At 62.3% G+C, this 17,355-nt stretch carries 16 protein-coding genes; 12 read left to right on the top strand and 4 right to left on the bottom strand.

Features of this window, described 5'->3' with window-relative positions; translation table 11 throughout:
• Positions 1–58 precede the first annotated feature (58 nt).
• Positions 59–325: a helix-turn-helix transcriptional regulator gene (locus tag EU800_RS18080; protein ID WP_129634432.1), complete on the bottom strand. Its 267-nt coding sequence runs from the start codon at positions 323–325 to the stop codon at positions 59–61.
• 174 nt (positions 326–499) lie between these two features.
• A complete protein-coding gene (locus tag EU800_RS18075; RefSeq protein WP_242500624.1) occupies positions 500–1,519 on the bottom strand; it encodes a LacI family DNA-binding transcriptional regulator in 1,020 nt (339 codons plus the stop codon).
• 236 nt (positions 1,520–1,755) lie between these two features.
• Between EU800_RS18075 and EU800_RS18070 the strand changes: the two genes are divergently transcribed.
• The 10 genes from EU800_RS18070 to EU800_RS18025 all read left to right on the top strand — a co-directional run bounded on the left by EU800_RS18070 (position 1,756) and on the right by EU800_RS18025 (position 13,415).
• On the top strand, positions 1,756–2,754 hold the full coding sequence (locus EU800_RS18070) for a TAXI family TRAP transporter solute-binding subunit (RefSeq protein ID WP_129634430.1): 999 nt from the start codon (positions 1,756–1,758) through the stop codon (positions 2,752–2,754).
• A gap of 91 nt (positions 2,755–2,845) precedes the next feature.
• A complete protein-coding gene (locus EU800_RS18065; RefSeq protein ID WP_129634429.1) occupies positions 2,846–4,750 on the top strand; it encodes a TRAP transporter fused permease subunit in 1,905 nt (634 codons plus the stop codon).
• 3 nt (positions 4,751–4,753) lie between these two features.
• Positions 4,754–5,848 carry an oligogalacturonate lyase family protein gene (locus tag EU800_RS18060; RefSeq protein ID WP_129634428.1) on the top strand — a complete coding sequence of 365 codons (1,095 nt, stop codon included), beginning with the start codon at positions 4,754–4,756 and terminating at the stop codon, positions 5,846–5,848.
• Between the two features lie 120 nt (positions 5,849–5,968).
• Positions 5,969–6,901, top strand: coding sequence for a dihydrodipicolinate synthase family protein (locus EU800_RS18055; RefSeq protein WP_129634427.1), 933 nt, complete (start codon positions 5,969–5,971; stop codon positions 6,899–6,901).
• A gap of 911 nt (positions 6,902–7,812) precedes the next feature.
• Positions 7,813–8,829 (top strand): LacI family DNA-binding transcriptional regulator, encoded by a 1,017-nt coding sequence (locus EU800_RS18050; RefSeq protein ID WP_129634426.1) that lies wholly within the window; start codon positions 7,813–7,815, stop codon positions 8,827–8,829.
• Positions 8,830–8,853: 24 nt separating this feature from the next.
• The gene (locus EU800_RS18045; protein ID WP_129634425.1) at positions 8,854–9,786 is read left to right on the top strand and encodes a substrate-binding domain-containing protein; all 933 of its coding nucleotides are present in this window, start codon (positions 8,854–8,856) and stop codon (positions 9,784–9,786) included.
• 8 nt (positions 9,787–9,794) lie between these two features.
• A complete protein-coding gene (locus EU800_RS18040) occupies positions 9,795–10,568 on the top strand; it encodes an ATP-binding cassette domain-containing protein (RefSeq protein WP_242500623.1) in 774 nt (257 codons plus the stop codon).
• Positions 10,568–11,572 (top strand): ABC transporter permease, encoded by a 1,005-nt coding sequence (locus tag EU800_RS18035; protein ID WP_129634423.1) that lies wholly within the window; start codon positions 10,568–10,570, stop codon positions 11,570–11,572. Before EU800_RS18040 ends, EU800_RS18035 begins: the two co-directional genes overlap by 1 nt.
• Positions 11,569–12,633, top strand: coding sequence for a phosphotriesterase (locus EU800_RS18030; RefSeq protein WP_129634422.1), 1,065 nt, complete (start codon positions 11,569–11,571; stop codon positions 12,631–12,633). The genes EU800_RS18035 and EU800_RS18030 overlap by 4 nt, the downstream gene beginning before the upstream one ends.
• A gap of 17 nt (positions 12,634–12,650) precedes the next feature.
• Positions 12,651–13,415, top strand: a complete 765-nt coding sequence (locus tag EU800_RS18025; protein ID WP_129634421.1) for a glutamine amidotransferase — start codon at positions 12,651–12,653, stop codon at positions 13,413–13,415.
• An 88-nt stretch (positions 13,416–13,503) separates the two neighbouring features.
• Here EU800_RS18025 and EU800_RS18020 read toward each other — a convergent pair whose 3' ends face one another.
• On the bottom strand, positions 13,504–14,382 hold the full coding sequence (locus EU800_RS18020) for a ribokinase (RefSeq protein WP_129634420.1): 879 nt from the start codon (positions 14,380–14,382) through the stop codon (positions 13,504–13,506).
• A gap of 32 nt (positions 14,383–14,414) precedes the next feature.
• Here EU800_RS18020 and EU800_RS18015 point away from each other — a divergent pair, with 32 nt between their 5' ends.
• Both EU800_RS18015 and EU800_RS18010 read left to right on the top strand, forming a co-directional pair.
• Positions 14,415–15,257, top strand: a complete 843-nt coding sequence (locus tag EU800_RS18015; protein ID WP_129634419.1) for a BtpA/SgcQ family protein — start codon at positions 14,415–14,417, stop codon at positions 15,255–15,257.
• A complete protein-coding gene (locus EU800_RS18010; RefSeq protein ID WP_129634418.1) occupies positions 15,250–15,915 on the top strand; it encodes a TenA family protein in 666 nt (221 codons plus the stop codon). Before EU800_RS18015 ends, EU800_RS18010 begins: the two co-directional genes overlap by 8 nt.
• On the opposite strand, the gene EU800_RS18005 is transcribed toward EU800_RS18010, so the two are convergent.
• A complete protein-coding gene (locus EU800_RS18005; RefSeq protein WP_242500622.1) occupies positions 15,885–17,006 on the bottom strand; it encodes a M20 family metallopeptidase in 1,122 nt (373 codons plus the stop codon). The two genes, EU800_RS18010 and EU800_RS18005, sit on opposite strands and share 31 nt — an antisense overlap.
• Between the last annotated feature and the right edge of the window lie 349 nt (positions 17,007–17,355).

Raw genomic sequence — 17,355 nt, 5'->3', positions numbered from 1 at the left:
CACCGGAGCCGACAATGACGCCGTATGCGCGCGTGGAGGATGCCGATCTCGCGGTCGGTCAGCTTCGGCTCGAAAACATATTCATGACGCCCCACATCTCGGGGTGACACTCTTGCAACGCTACCCTCAGGAAATCGCTCGCCTCGACGTTGCAGGCTATTGCGAGGGCGCGGATACGTTCGATCGGCACCTTGGTCTCGCCCAGTTTCATCATCGAGATGATGTCGGGCTTCTCGAACCCGGCCTTCTGCGCGATCTCGCGCTGGGTCAGGCCCGAGGTCTCGATGGCGTTGGACAGGAATTCGGCGGTGGGGCTGGTGGTCATGCTGGTCTCGATTGAGTCATTGCTTACATGTCAATCATGGAAGGCGACGTGAGATCCGTGCTCAGGCAAGGTCTGCCATAAGATTCCGCGGCGGAGGTGGCGAATCGCCGCCGGAACGAGACCAATCCTTGCAGTAGTGAGCGAGTCCCAAGTCTATGGGTCACCCCCGCTCCCTCAGCGGCACGGGATCGTCGAGCGACGCGGTATCAGTGTCGGCGTGGCAATTCGAACCCGGTCCCTTTCGGTCAGAGACTCGGCCCCCAGCAATTCGAGCGCCGAGGTCGCGACCTGGTCGAAAGGCACTCTCACTGAGGTCAGCGGAACCGGAAGATGCCGGACCAGGGGAATGTCGTTGTAACCCACCATCGATACGTCGTCAGGAACCGATATTCCGCGCCTGGTCAGGGTTGAGAGCGCGCCGATGGCGATGTTGTCGTTGACGGCAAAGATCGCGGTCGGCATCTCGCCGGTGGCAAGAAGGGTTTCCGCCGCCTCCGACCCGGCGTCGATCCCGAAAGCCGAGGGCACGATCCACTCCGGCCGGATCTCCATGCCTGCCTCCTCCAGCGCGTTTCGGTATCCGGCGACACGATCGCGGGCGTTCAGCGCGTAGTCCGGCCCGGCGAGGATGGCGATGTTCCTGTGCCCGAGATCGAGAAGATGGCGCGTGGCGAGATATCCCCCCAACGGATCGTCGCCGATCGAGGCGCGGCTGGTCCCGTTTCGGCGCAGCACCAGAACATGGGGAACGCCGCGCTGCTGCAATTCTTCGGTGAAGCCGCAACCTTCGCGTGCGGTGGCGAAGACGAGCCCATCGACACCGCGGTGCAACAGCATGTCGGCGGCGCGCCGCTCGGCGTCCGGTTCGTCTTCCGTTGTTGCAACAATGGTGAATTGTCCGGATTTCGCGGCAGCGCGCGAGAGCGATTCGTAGAGCATCGCGACCACCGTGTCCGTCAGCCGCGAAACAATGACGCCGATCATTCCCGTCTTGCCGCGCCGAAGGCTCGCGGCGGAAACATCGCGCATGTATCCGAGTTCGGCCGCCACCTTGCGGACATGGCGGGCCTTCTCGCTGTCGGAACGGGGAAGGCGCTCGTCCAACAATCTGGAAACCGTGGATTTCGATACGCCGGAGGCACGGGCGACGTCATGGAGGGTAACCCGCCCCCTTGGAGCCTTTTGCTGGTTCACTTCTCGTCTCCTCGCGTTCCCCGGCATGATTGCCGGACGCCCCGAATATATCACTTGACTTGGGAACGATGCAATGGCAGGTTGGGAACGTTCCCAAAAACGTTCCTAATGGGAGGAGCTTTGGGACGCTGACATGGATCCAGAGGTAGAAGTGCCATGATCCGTGCCAGTTTTGGAACGAACGATTGCCCTGATATCATGTGCCGGGGCACGGAAACACACCGGGAGGAGAATCCATGCTGAACTACATGCGAAGCCACATTCGGGGAGCCACGCTGGCCGCCGCCGCAATTACGCTGACCGCCACCGCGTCGGTGGCCCAGGACGTTCGTATCGGGGCGATGCGCGAGGGGTCGTCCTGGTACGTCTTTGCCGCGACGCTCGAGCAGATGATCGAGCCGATCCTCGGCAACAATTCGGTCGAGGTGATCGCCCGCGGCGGCGGTGTCGCGAACCCGATGGTGGTGCAGGGCGGCAAGGCCGAGATCGCTCTGTCGAACGTCGCGACCGCGGTCTGGGCCGCCAATGGTGGCGACGCCTACCAAGGCATGGCCGCGCCCGACATCCGCGCTCTGGTTGGAGGCCTCAACGACGTCTATGTCGGCGTGATCGCGCGGAACGGATTTCTCGAGAAGCGAGGCACAACTGACCTGAAGGAAATTCTACAGTCGGATGAGCCTGTACGTGTGCTGATGAAGCCGGTCGGTTCGTCGGCGGTCCCGGCGGCCGAGATGATCTTCGAAGCGCTCGGAACCAGCGCTGACGAGATCAAGTCCAACGGCGGCGACATCATCCAGGTCGGCACCGGCCAGATCCCCGACCAGATCCGCAATGGCAATGCCGATCTCTATGTCGATACGATGATCAAGGGTCACCCGACGATCACCGAAGTCGCACTGACCGCCGATGTCTCCTTCCTCGACCTGCCGCAGGAAGTGCAGGATCTTCTTGCCGAAAACGGGCTCAAGATCGGCACCTACGGCCCGTGGTTCAAAGGGCAGGAAAGCGCGACGATCGGCGCCAACCTCGGAACCGTCCTGATCGCCAACGCCGGCCTCGACGAAGAGACGGCCTATCAGATCACCAAGACGATCATCGAGAATGCCGATGAGTTGAAGGCATCGCACGGGGCCTGGAGCAACTTCGATCCTGCACAGGCGATGAAGCCCGAAAACACCGGTATCCCGCTGCATCCGGGCGCCGAGCGCTACTACAAGGAAGCCGGTCTGATGTGACCCGCTCAGGGCGGCCGGGTCATGCGTCGCCACGCAGACTCGACCGCCCATTCATTCTCGCATCGTCATCGCGAACTCCAGGGAGGAGTCCATGTCCAGCGGAATCAACCGTTCAACGGCCAAGAGCCTGGCTTTCGTGATCGGCATCGGCCTGATCCTGTTCCAGGTCTACATCCTGATCTACCCGCAGCAGCCATTGTTCGACCGTCCGGTTCACCTTGCCACGACGCTCGTACTGTTGTTCCTCTGGCGTCCGCTCGAGGCACCGGCGCTGCCAGGGTGGCTCCGGGCTGTCATCGACAGCGCTTTGATTGCTGCATCGATCGCCGTGCTCGCCTACTACCTGCTCGCTTTCGAGCGCCTGACGACGCGCATGGAAAACGTTTCGCCGATCTTCGCTATCGACATCGCCGCCGGAATCACGCTCGTGTTTCTCTTGCTTGAAGGCGCACGCCGCGCAGTGGGGTGGATTCTCGTCTGGGTCCTGCTGGCCTTCATCGCCTATGCCTTCTGGGGCAATGTGCTGCCGGGCTGGCTGAATTTCCGCGGTTTCGGGCTCGAAGCCGCCATCGAAATCACCACGATGACCACCGCCGGCGTTCTCGGCGTCACCACCTCCACATCGGTCAGCTTCGTCTTCTACTTCATCCTCTTCGGCGCCTGCTATGCCGCGGTTGGCGGCGGGCAGCTCTTCATGGATCTCGCCATTCGCGCTGCGGGTCGCGCCACCGGCGGTACCGCCAAGGCGGCGATCATCGGTTCGTCGCTGATGGGCTCGATCTCTGGCAGCGCGGTCGCCAACGTCGTCTCCACCGGTGTTCTCACGATCCCGATGATGAAGCGTACAGGCATTCCCGACTACCGAGCGGCAGGTATCGAAGCAATCGCGTCGACCGGCGGGCAGCTGATGCCACCAGTCATGGGGGTCGCCGCCTTCGTCATGGCCGAACTGCTCGGCATTCCCTATGCGCAGATCGCCCTTGCCGGCCTGATCCCGGCCTTGGCCTTCTATCTTGCGCTGCTGCTTGTCGTCGACCTGATCGCCCGGCGAGACGGCGTGCGTGCTCTGACAGCGGAAGAGGTCAACCAGACTCCGCCGCTGCTGCCCCGCCTGCACTTGATTCTGCCGCCGTTGCTGCTGATCGGTATGCTGATCTACGGTTACTCGGCTGCCTATTCCGCTGTCGCTGCCTCGGCCGTCTGCTTCATCGCCCCCTTCATTCGCCGGAACACCTGGATCGGCACCAAGGAGGTTCTGGACGCACTTCGTGAGGCGCCCAAGCAGGCTGCCGAAGTGGCCGTCCCCATCGCCTCGATCGGCCTCGTGATCGCGGTCGCCGTGCAATCGAACCTGGCGCTCAAGTTCGCGGGTTCTCTCCTGTCACTGTCCGAAGGGTCGATCTACGCCTCCCTTGCGCTGGCCATGTTCGGCTGCATCATCATGGGCATGGGCCTTCCGACCGTGGCGGCCTACATCATCGGCGCGGTGCTCTTCGTGCCGGCCATCGAGGATCTCGGCATCCAGCCGCTCGCGGCCCACTTCTTCATCTTCTACTACTGCGTGCTCTCCATGGTGACACCCCCCGTGGCGCTGGCGTCCTTCGCAGCCGCGGGTGTTGGAAAGGCATCGACCATGCAGACCAGCCTGTCGGCCTTCGGGCTCAGCCTCGTCGCATTCTTCGTGCCTTTCGCCTTTGTCTTCGATCCGGGTGTGTTGGCTCAGGGACCTGCCGTCCAGATCGGACTCAGCGCTCTCGCCCTGCTTGTCTCGACGGCGCTGTGGGCGGTAGCCTTTGTCGGCTGGTGCGGCCGGAAGCTCACCTGGGCAACCCGTATCCCGATCGGCCTTGCCGGCCTGCTCGGTGTTGTTGCACCGGCTGGCACGCTGACCTGGCTGGCGGCTGTGGCCACCGGATGGGCACTGGTTGCCGCGATCTTCACGCTCTCCAGAAGGAATGGACCTGTCCCCCCCTTCGCCAAATCCGCGGATCACTGAATCATGGTCTGGAATCCACTTCCATCGGAATCCCGGGTCGTCTCGGAGACCGAAAACGCAATCGTGCGGCAGGTGACCGCGCACCCCTCCATCCACCACCATCCCTTCTTCTTCGTCGATGCGTGGGACGCGGCAGGTCAATTCCTGGTCTTTCTCTCGCACAGGTCTGGCGCTCCGCAGATCTACATCGAGCAACAGGAAGGGGGCGAGGTCATTCAGCTCACGGACGATCCATCGCTGGCGGAATGGTCGGTGATCCCCTCCAAGGACGGTGCGTGGATCTATTTTGTCTCCGGACAATCCGGCAAGCGTGTCTCGACCTCAGACGGTCGAGTGGAGGAGCTGGTCGATTTCGGCCGCGCCGAGATACGCGAAGCCGGCATGGTCGGGGCGGCGATGGGCACCACCGCTCTTTCCGCAAGCGGCCGATTCTGGGCGGTGCCAGTAAAGACCGGCGCGGTCAGCCGGTTCTGGATGATCGACACCGAGAGACAGAGCGCGGAGGTATTCCTCGAACGCGACACTATCGGTCATCCACAATTCTGCCCTGACGATGAGGACCTGATCCTTTTTGCCGGCCCGATGACCGACCGTGTCTGGGTTACCGACCGGAGCGGCCGTGCGCGCCGGATTTTCGAACGCGAACACGACATGCAGTGGATCACCCATGAGGTCTGGCGCCCCGGACATCGAACCGTTCTGTTCGTGGACTGGCCGAACGGGATGGGCGAGATCGATCCCGACACGGGCGCAGTGACGCGCGTGACCGACTTCCCGGTCTGGCACGGAGCGCCGGACACAACAGGGACGAGGCTCGTCTGCGACACCAACTTCCCCGATCGCGGGCTACACCTGCTCGACCTTGCCGGAAAGACCTCGCCGCAGTTTCTGCTCGCCTCGGAGGCTTCATCGCGCGGGGATCACTGGGCGGAGCCATTTCCCTACAACGACGGTCCAGTGAAAGTCTACGCGCCGCAGCACACTCACCCGCATCCGCGCTTTTCGCCCGACGGGACGCAGGTCGTCTTCACCTCCGACCGAACAGGTGCTGCACAGGTCTTCGTGGCCACGCTCCGAACCGCCCCGCAACCTCAATAGAATCATCAGGAGGGAATGAAGACTTGACAGACGACACGAATGGCAGCATAAATAGGAACGTTCCCAGTATCGATACCAAACCACCGAATCCACACTTTCATCAACCCAGGGAGACCTACTATGGCAATTGACTGGAAAGGACTGAACCCGGCCCCCGTGACCATCTTCAAGGACAACGGCGACGTCGACTACGATCAGAACGCGAAGCTCGCGAAATGGCTGGCTGGGATCGACGGTGTGAAAACCCTCGTGATCCTCGGACACGCCGGCGAGGGCACGTTCCTCACCCATGACGAACAGATCGAACTGATCCGCGTCTACGCCGACGCGGTGGACGTCCCGATCGTGGCCGGCATCACCGGAGAAGGCACGAAAGTCGCCGAGCTCGAGGCGAAAGAGAAATACGACGCAGGCGCCCGCGGTGCGCTGGTCTATCCGAACCACGGCTGGCTGCGCTTTGGTTACCAGAAGGGCGCCCCACAGACGCGGTACCAGGCCGTCGCCGAATCCGGGCTGGAATGCATCCTGTTCCAATATCCCAACGTCACCAAGTGCACCTACGATCTTCAGACGCAACTCGACATTGCGGCGATCCCCGGTGTCACCGCCACCAAGAACGGCGTGCGCGACATGAAGCGCTGGTACAACGAGATTCCGGTCCTGAAGAACGAGTTCCCGGATCTCGCCATCATGTCCTGCCACGACGAGTGGCTGCTGCCCACGATGTTCGATATCGACGGCCTGCTGGTCGGCTACGGCAACATGGCGCCCGAGGCATTGATCGAGTATCTGAAGGCCGGGAAGGCACAGGACTACACCGCCGCCAGGAAAATCCATGAGCAGCTGCTGCCTGTCACCAAGGCCGTGTACCACCGCGGCTCGCACATGGAAGGCAGCGTCGCACTGAAGCACGCCCTGCGCGCTCGCGGGATCATCGACAACGTCAACATCCGCGAACCGCTGAAGCCGCTCGGCGATGCGGCCGATGTCGAGATCCGCGCCGCTGTAAAGGCGTCCGGGCTTCCCGTGATCAAAGAGCTGGAAGCCGCGTAACAGCTGCGCGTGGACGACCGAATGCGATGCCAGAGGGTATCAGAATACCGGCCCCGTGCATGAATGCGCGGGGCCGATCAACTAAGAAAGTCAAGAATCCTGGTGTGTTTTGGCCTTATGCGCCACTTCGGCGAACGACAGCAGCGCAGAACAAGTCGAGACAGATCACTGTCGCAGCGTATATCCGGAACTCGCTCTCTTTTTTTTTGATTTGCGAAAGCGTGAAACCAACTGGCCCGAGCGAACAAACTCGTTAGGGCCTCGTGCCCGGGCTTGACGTTCCGCGCGGGATTGTGCGTCATCGAAGCCCCTGAGGACGAGAAGAAGCGTGAACTGCTCCATTACAGTTCGCGGGTTCGATAGCCCCCGTCCACAGCGCGTTCCAGATCGCGTCGACCTTGGCTTCAACTCACACGAAGTCACTCCTGCCCTCGTCCGATTTGTTCACTTTGGTTGAACCGGTCAATGCCGTCCAAATATATGGACCCGGAGCGCTCTGCGCTTGCAACGCTGACGGAGTTTGAGCCGCCGAAGTGCGTAAGTTCACCTCCTTTGGCCGACCTATTGTAGTTCCACTGGCCGCGTCTTCTTCTGATTGCGCACCAATGAGTCCCGTGCACCAAAGATGGCAGAACACTGCAGTCGTCAAACCAATGATTGTCTTACATGCAAGGATCAGGAAAGATTTTCGTCAGCAGTCGGCCTGGCGCCGCCAATGAGGCTTGGTGGAACCAGTGTCCCCTTCGAATGGTCCTCCGCCAAAAAATTGGGCATGAACATCGTTTTCACGACCGATTGACCAGAGGCGACGACGGTGCGCCGAAAACCTCTTTACAGCCCAAGAGGAATCGGCCTACCGATATAGTGTACCGATTTACTGAACCGGTTTACTTTGCGCTTGGGTAGCATTCATGGCGAATTTGCAGGACGTTGCGCGGCTGGCAAATGTGTCGAAGACGACTGTCTCACGATACCTGAACGGCTCCCTTGACCTGCCGAAACGCACCGCCGACGCGATCGACACCGCGATCGAAGAGCTCAACTACGTTCCCAATGCACAAGCGCGCCGACTCAGCCTCGGTCGCTCCGAGACAATCGCCCTGATGGTTCCCGATATCTCGACACCGTTTTTCTCAACCTTCGTCGCCTCGGTGGAGGCCGAGGCAGACCGTCGAAACCTGTCGCTGTCGCTGCACGCCACGCTGAACCGTCGTGAGAGGGAGATTTCGTATCTCGACCATATCCGGCAAGGACGTGCCGACGGCCTTATCTTCATCACCAACCATGCTGGCGATGCTACGCTGTCCGAGAAGATCAACACTGCGGGCCCCTGTGTCGTTGTGGACGAGGACGTGGCCGCGACGCATGTACCAAAGCTGTTTTGTGACAATGATGCGGGCGGCTACCTGGCCGGACGGCACCTGGCGCTCAATGGGCACAGGCATCTGCTTTTTGTCGGCGGCGTGGATGAAATGATCAGCGGCGAAAGGCGCCACAAGGGTTTTCTGCGCGGGTTGCGGGAGGTGGCGGACACGGACCTGCGGGTCGAACGCATTTCTGGTCCTTATACCGTCGAGGCCGGTCGGGAAGCGGCCCGGAAATTCATCTCCAGGAGCGACGACCGACCGACCGCAATCTTCGCCACCTCGGACGAGCTTCTGATCGGCCTCTACGAGGTACTGGGAGAGACGGGCATGTCCGTTCCACGGGATGTTTCTGTTGTGGGCTTCGATGACGTCAGTCCACTTCACCTTTTCGCACCGGCCGTGACAGCGGTGCGGCAGCCGGTCCGGGAGTTGGGTAAGCGAGCGCTCGAGCTGCTTCTCGACTTCAAGCCGGATGCAGACAGCACGCTCCCTCACGAGGAGTTACTTCCTGTCACTCTGATCGAACGGGACTCGGTTGCGCCGCCGATCAGAAATGCCTGAGCAACTTCAACAGTGAGGAAAAAGATGACTGAACACTTTACCCGCAGAAGTCTTGGCGTGCTTCTGGCATCGACCCTTCTCGGTGCCGTCGCCCTTCCGGTCTCGGCCCAGGACGCCAAGACCTTCGCTCTGGTGCAGATCAACCAGCAAGCGCTGTTCTTCAACGAGATGAACCGGGGAGCGGAAGAGGCAGCCGCGGCTGCCGGCGTCAATTTGGTGATCTTCAACGCCAACAATGACTCCGCCGCCCAGAACAGCGCCATCGAGACCTACATCCAGGAAGGCGTGGACGGACTGGCTGTCGTCGCCATTGACGTCAACGGGATCATGCCGGCTGTAGAGCAGGCCGCCGCGGCGGGCATTCCGGTCGTCGCCATCGATGCGATCCTTCCGGACGGACCGCAGGCCGCGCAGATCGGCGTCGACAACGCGAAAGCCGGCGCGGACCTCGCCGCCTACTTCAACGAGAACATGGAAGGCGAGGCCAAGCTCGGAATCGTCGGTGCCTTGAACTCCTACATCCAGAACGTCCGCAAGGATGGCTTCGAGGGCGCGCTAGACGCTGGCAAAGTGACGGTTGCCGACACGGTGGACGGCCAGAACATCCAGGATGTCGCCCTCGGCGCAGCCGAGAACCTTATCACCGCCAACCCCGACCTGAACGCGCTCTACGCCACCGGCGAGCCGGCGCTGATGGGCGCTGTGGCGGCCGTGGTCAGCCAGGGCAAGCAGGCAGATGTCGCAATCTACGGTTGGGACCTTACGGCACAGGTGATCGACGGCATCGATGAGGGCTACGTCAAGGCAGTGATTCAGCAGGATCCCTCGCTGATGGGCGCGGCGGCGGTCGAGGCGCTTATGACCCTTTCGGATGGCGGCGAAGTCGATGCGAATATCTCGGTTCCGGTCACCATCGTGACCAAGGAAAACGTCGACGACTTCCGGTCGCTCTTCTAATGACTGCAATGGCAGAACATGAGGAAGGGAGGGGGGCGAGCCCCCTCCCGGCCGAGCCGATCCTGCGGCTCCGCAATATTCACAAGACATTTGGATCGCACGAAGCGTTGCGCGGTGTCGATCTCGATGTGCGGCCTGGCGAGTGCCTCGGGCTGATCGGCGACAATGCCGCCGGCAAATCGACCCTCTCCAAGGTCATCTCGGGCACCTACATACCGGACGAGGGCGAAATCGAGATGGAGGGCCGGAAGGTCCGCTTCGCAACGCCTTCCCAGGCGCGCGATCTGCATATCGAGATGGTCTACCAGGACCTCTCGCTCTGTGACCACGTCGATGTGGTCGGCAACCTGTTTCTCGGGCGCGAATTGAAGCGCGGCCCCTTTCTTGACCAGAAACGGATGCTGGCGGAGGCCGAGAGGATGCTCGCCGCGCTGGAAATTCGCATCCCGCGGCTCACCGCGAAGGTCGAGAAACTCTCCGGGGGCCAACGTCAGGCCATCGCCATCGCGCGGGCGGCGAGCTTCACGCCCAAGGTGCTGCTCATGGACGAGCCGACCTCGGCACTGGCCGTGGCGGAGGTCGAGGCGGTGCTCGAACTGATCAACCGGGTGAAGGCCCGCGGCGTGGCCGTGGTTCTCGTCACGCACCGCATGCAGGACCTGTTCCGGGTCTGCGACCGGGTAGCGGTCATGTATGAGGGCACCAAGGTTGCGGAGCGCAATATCGGCGAAACCGATCTTCAGGAACTCGTCGACCTCATCGTCGGCAAGGAGGCCCACTGATGGCGACCTACACCGAACGGCAGGCCGGTTCCGATCTGGCCGATTTTCTCACCGATCATGCGCAGGTGCTCTCCATCGCACTGTTCTTCGCGATCTGCATGCTTTTCTTCGGCGCGATGACAACGACATTCCTGACGGCGGGCAACCTTCTGAACGTGGTGCGCCAGGCTGCGCCGATCCTTGTCGTCGCCGTGGCGATGACGCTGGTCATCACCACGGCGGGCATTGACCTCTCGGTTGGCTCCGCAGTGGCGCTGATCAACGCGCTGGCCGCGATCCTGATGGCCGCTGGATTGCCCTGGCCGGTCGTGGTCCTGCTAATGCTGATCGCCGGCGGAGCGATTGGAGGAATACAGGGCTGGTTCATTTCCTACCAGGGCATCCCGGCCTTCATCGTCACGCTCGCGGGTCTGTCGATCCTGCGCGGCTGGGCGCTCTTCATGACTGAGGGCTACTCGATCCCGATCCGCGATGCGGACGGCTTCTTCTGGCTCGGGCGCGGCGAAATCGCGGGCTTCCCGGTTCCAGCCCTGATTGCCATTCTGGTCGCCATCCTGGGCTTCATCGTGATGTTGAAGACGCAATATGGACGGCAGGTCGTCGCGGTCGGCTCCAATATGGAAGCGGCGCGGCGTGTCGGCATGCCGGCCAAGAAGGTGCTCGCGTCAGTCTATATCGTCTCCGGCGTCGCGAGTGCGCTGGCCGGCATCCTGATTGCGGCCCGGCTCGGGTCGGGCTCGTCCAACGCGGCGCAGGGCTTCGAACTGCAGGTAATCGCGGCGGTCGTGCTCGGCGGGACGTCGTTGATGGGGGGCAAGGCCTCGATGCTCGGCACCGTGCTCGGCACGATGACCATCGCGGTTATCGGCAATGGCCTGATCCTCATGCATATCTCGCCCTTCTTCACACAGATCGTCACCGGCACAATCATCCTGATCGCGATCTGGATGAACACCCGGCTCTTCGACCGAAACTGGCGCTTTTCGAAAAGGAAATCCGCATGAGCGAACTGTCCGAATGCCACACGGGTTCGGGGCGGATCATGACGGTGGACGGGCCAATCCCGTCCGCCGATCTCGGCCACACGCTGATGCACGAGCATTTGCAGAACGATTGCACCTGCTGGTGGAACCCGCCGACAGAACCTGAGCGTCAGTACCTTGCCGACACTCCGGTTTCCATCGAGATCCTTTCGGAACTGCGGCAGGATCCCTTCGTCAACAAGCACAACATCGCGCTGGACGATCTCGACCTGGCCATAGCGGAGGTAAAGCAATTCGCCGATGTCGGCGGCCGGAGCATTGTCGACCCCACCTGCCGTGGCATTGGCCGGGACCCGACCAAGCTCCAGCGCATCTCGGCGGAGACCGGGGTGCAGGTCGTCATGGGAGCGGGCTACTACCTCGCCTCCTCGATGCCGGACACGGTCGCCGGACTCTCTGTCGATGACATCGCCGACGAGATCGTGGCGGAGGCGCTTCACGGCGTCGACGGTACCGATGCAAAGATCGGGCTCATCGGCGAGATCGGCGTCTCCTCAGATTTCACACCAGACGAGGAGAAATCCTTGCGCGGCGCCGCGCGGGCGCAACGCCGCACGGGATTGCCCCTGATGGTGCACCTGCCCGGCTGGTTCCGGCTCGCGCATAAGGTGCTCGATATCGTCGAGGAAGAGGGCGGCGACCTGCGCCACACGGTGCTCTGCCACATGAACCCGTCGCACATGGACCCCGTCTACCAGGCGACGCTGGCTGAAAGGGGCGCCTTCATCGAGTTCGACATGATCGGCATGGACTTCTTTTATGCCGATCAGGGCGTGCAATGCCCCTCGGACGACGAGGTGGCCCGCGCGATCATTGGACTGATCGAGCACGGCTATCTCGACCGGTTGCTGCTGTCGCATGACGTCTTCATCAAGATGATGCTCACCCGCTACGGCGGCAACGGCTACGCCTTCGTCACCCGGCATTTCCTGCCGCGCCTGCTGCGTCATGGCGCCGAACCCGCCGCTCTCGAAGAGCTGATGGTGACCAATCCCCGCCGCGTTTTCGACGCGACGATCTGAACGAACAGGAGGAACTGATGAGCACCAAAGTGCTTCTGGTCGGCGAGAGCTGGACCACGTCCGAGACACATTACAAAGGCTTCGACCAGTTCGGATCCGTACATTTCCATACCGGTGCGGATCCGCTGCTGAAGGCGATGGCAGGAAGCGACTTCGAGATCGAACAGATGACGGCCCACGCAGCGGCCGAAGGCTTTCCCTTCGAGCCCGAGGGGCTGGCGGAATACGACATCATCATCCTGTCGGATATCGGTGCAAACACCTTCCTGCTGCCGCCCGACGTCTGGCTGCGCTCGAAATGCGTACCCAACCGCCTCAGGATGTTGAAGCAATGGGTGGCCGATGGCGGCAACCTGATCATGATGGGCGGGTATTTTTCGTTTCAGGGCATCGACGGCAAGGCCCGCTGGCGAAAGACACCGGTGGAGGACGTGCTGCCGGTAACCTGCCTGGCGTGGGACGACCGCGTGGAGGTTCCCGAGGGCGCGGTGGCCGAAATCCTCCAACCGGAACATCCGACGATGGCCGGCCTGACGGGTTCTGCCTGGCCGCCGATCCTTGGCGTCAACGAGGTCGAATTACGCGACGACGTCGAGGTCATCGCGAAATTGCCCGATGATCAGGGCGGGCATCCGCTGCTGGTCCTGGGCAGCCACGGCAAGGGGCGGACCGCTGTCTGGACCTCGGATATCGGCCCGCACTGGCTCTCTCCCGATTTCTGTGAATGGGAGGGCTATGCGAGGCTCTGGAGTAACGTTCTCGGCTGGCTCGTCGACCGGTGATCCCAGTCGATACAGGTTTCCCGCCTCCGGCTCGACCTGCGCGGCCGAGTTCGTCCCTGGCTCAGACCCGGGTCGCCGGGGGCGGGGATCAGGCGGCGAGTATCCGGGTCATCTCGGCCCGGTCAGGGAACGCAGCAACGGTGCCCGGGCGCGCAACGGTGTGGGCCGCAGCGCGTGCGGCATGTTCCAGCGCGCGCGCGTCCAGTGCACCACCTCTCAGCGCGGCCGAAGCCAATGCCACCGCCATGAAGCAATCGCCGGCACCGGTCGTGTCGATCACCGCGCAAGGCACGGCGGGCACGTCCACGCGCCCGTCGGTCCGGATCAGCGCGGCGCCCTGGCCACCGAGCGTCAGCACGACGTTCTCAACGCCCGCCGCGAGCAACGCCTCGATACCGCCGAGCGCTTCGGCCTCGCCCTCGTTGACGAAGGCGCTGTCAACAAGTGACCATAGTTCGCCGAAATACGGTTGCAGCGGAGAGGGGTTGATCGCGGTTCGCATTTCAAGATCCCGGGCGCGCGAAAGGGCCGCCCGGGTTGTCTCCGCGCCGAGATTCCCCTGCATCACCAGAAGGTCCCACGGCTCGGCGTCGTCGAGCACATCGCGCACCATGTCCGGTGTCAGGGCGGCGGCCGCCTCCCGCGTGGTAATGACCGCGTTTTCGCCCCTCTCGGCCATCAGGATGATGGACAGATCGGTCGCGACGCCATCAATCTCGATCAACCGCGCAGGGAGCCCTTCGACGGCCAGACGCCGGGCAATCTCCTCCCCCCGCGCATCTCGCCCCACCGCTCCGGCAAAGCGGCAGTCCAGTCCCGTCCGCGACATGGCAATCGCCTGGTTCGCACCTTTCCCGCCGAGGTCATGCGAGAGCGCTGCGCCGAAGATCGACGCGCCGGGGCGGGGAAAATCCTCGATGGAAAGCGTCTCGTCCAGGGCCACGTTGCCAATGACGAAGGCTTTCATCTTCCATTTCCTCCACACCGAAAGGTCATGACATGCAGCTCATATCCGACCGGACTCCCGGTGCGATAAGAGATATTTTCGGGCGCGACAAGGCGTTGATCGGAATGATCCACTGCCCCCCTTTCCCCGGTTCTCCCCGCTACCGCGGCGAAACGCTCGATGAGATCTACGACGCCTGTCTGCGCGACGCCGAACGGCTCATCGAAGGCGGATTACATGGGCTGATTGTCGAGAACCATGGCGACATTCCTTTCTCCAAGCCCGAGGATATCGGCCCCGAAACGCCGGCTTTCCTGTCGGTGGTCACTGACCGGATCCGGCGTGACTTTGGAGTGCCAATGGGAATTAACGTGCTGGCCAACGCACCGCTGCCGGCGCTGGCCACCGCAGTCGCCGGGGGTGCCAATTTCGTCCGGGTGAACCAGTGGGCCAACGCCTATGTCGCGAATGAGGGTTTTATGGAGGGCCGCGCCGCCGAGGCGCTGCGGTATCGTTCCCTTCTCCGCGCCGAGCGGGTGAAGGTCTTTACCGATGCCCATGTGAAACACGGCAGTCACGCCATCGTCGCCGACCGCTCGATTCCGGAATTGACGCGCGACCTGGCCTTCTTCGACAGCGACTGCATCATCGCCACAGGCCAGCGTACGGGCAACAGCGCCACCATCGAGGAGATAGAGGAGATCGGGAGCGCGACACACCTTCCCCTGCTCGTGGGCTCAGGCGTGACCGAGGAAAACATCGTTGAAATCCTCAAACGCACGAATGGCGTGATCGTCGCGTCCTCGCTCAAAGAAGGCGGCGTCTGGTGGAACCCGGTCGAGCCCGCGCGAGTCGCGCGCTTCGTGGCTGCTGCGCAAGAGGGGCTCGATGACTGAGCCGCTCACGGAGAAAATCCTCGCGGAAAACGCCGCGGTTTTCGACGCGATGATCTCGCACCGCTTTGTGCAGGACATCGCTACCGATACCCTGTCGGCGGAGGTGTTCGACCGCTACCTGCTGATTGAAGGTGCTTTCGTCGAGACGGCAATTGCGATCTTCGGCTATGCCGTCGCAAAGTCCACCAACCTCGACGATCGCCGCAAACTGATCGCCACGCTCGATGCGCTCGCCAACGAACAGATGAGCTATTTCGAGAACGCCTTCTCCCGCCGAGGCATTTCTCCAGATCCGGCTCTTCAGGCCGAGCCGCGCGTCGCTGCGTTCCGCGAAGGGATGCATGCCATTGCCCGTGACGGGGATTTTGGCGCCATTGTCACTGCGATGTTCGCGGCGGAGTGGATGTACTGGACGTGGTGCAGTGCCGTCCAAGCGGCGCCGATCAGCGATCCGATGGTTCGCGACTGGGTCGAGATGCACGCCGCCCCCGGCTTCACGGCCCAGGCGCATTGGCTGCGTGACCGACTCGATGCGCTCGGAAAGGATATGTCCAAGGTCCAGCGTGCAGAGGCGCTTCGCGTCTTCGGTCACGTTCAGCAACTCGAAATCGACTTCCACGCAGCCGCTTACCCGAAGGCCTCGATCAACGCTGCATAGATCTCGACCGCTTCGGACAGCCGGGCGATGCTGACGTGTTCGTCGGTACTGTGCGGTTGATCCAAGGCACCGGGACCGAGGATCATGACCTCCGGATATCCCATCGCCGGCGTCAGAACGGACGCATCGGTAAAGTAGGTAGCACAGGCCAGATCGTTTTCGCGACCGGTGATCTGGCGGACGCAAGCCGAGGCTCCTCTGAACCAGGGAGCGGCAGGGTCGGTCCAGACCGCCGGCAGGTCGAGCATCGTCTCAACTCCGATCCCATCGTCGCATCTTGCAAGCACAGCCTTCCGCAGCTCATCATGGGTGATCCCGTCGACGGAGCGTAGATCCACCGTGAGTTCGCAGAGATCCGGCACCGAATTCACATTGATTCCGGCGCGGATCGTCCCGAGATTGCAGGTCGCACGCCCCATCTGAGGGTGCTCCACCTGCGGATCGAAATCGACAAGACGCGAGAGTGTGGCCGACATCCGCCCTATCGCATTGATCCCCAGTTCCGGCGTCGCGCCATGCGCCGTTCGTCCCTCTGCAGTGAGCTTCAGCCAGAGTACGCCTTTGTGGCCGGCGACCGGCTGGTTGTCGGTGGACTCACCCACGATCAGCGCTCGCGCCGGTGGCAGCGCTCCGGCCTCTGCCAGCCAGCGCGCACCGTCGCAACCGGTCTCCTCGCCCGCCGTCAGAACTATCGAAACTGGCTTTCGACTAAGCGCGGCCGCCACGATGAAGGCCGCCACGCCACCCTTCATGTCGCTGCTGCCGCGCCCGTAGAGCCGATCGCCCTCGATCAGCCCGCCATGCGGCGGCCAGCGCCATTCCGCCCGCCCAAGAGGAACCGTGTCGAGGTGGCCGCTGAAACAAAGGCCGCTTGTCGCCCCGCGCACCGCTACCAAACTGGCCCGTTCTGCGCTGTGATCAATCAAGCGACAATCAAAGCCGAAGCGGCCAAGCAAATCTGCGCAATACTGCATGGCCGACCTTTCCTCTCCGGGAGGATTGACCGTATCAAATGCGACGAGGCGACGGGTCAGCGAAACGACTTCGATTTGGTCTGAGGTCATGCGCCATACTCTCCAATCCACCAGCATTCGACCTTCCCGTATCGATCCCAAGCAGTGGATGCCATAGCTGTTGCGCAAATGGGCGCTGAATGAAGATCGGCGCAGGAAAACTCTGGCCGTGAACATCCGGTATCGCGGGCCGCAGGAGCCGCCACACTTGCCGATCCCTCTTTGGCGTTGCTCCACAATACCCGGATGGGCAGAGGATGTACCGGGATCAAGCTCGAGGCGAAGCCGACTGGCCCGGGGGACAAACCGTTTTTATGGTTCCTCGGGAAGTGGAGTGAATTTGTGATGTCAGAACATTGACTCGGTGTCTTTTAGCGTGAACTCGTTGCCCGACGCCGGGTCACGTCCGTCAAGCAACGTGCTTGGC

The organism is Tropicimonas sp. IMCC6043 (assembly GCF_004146235.1).
GTDB lineage: Bacteria > Pseudomonadota > Alphaproteobacteria > Rhodobacterales > Rhodobacteraceae > Tropicimonas.
The sequence above is the reverse complement of the archived record's forward strand: the minus strand, read 5'-3'. Positions and strand labels throughout refer to the sequence as shown.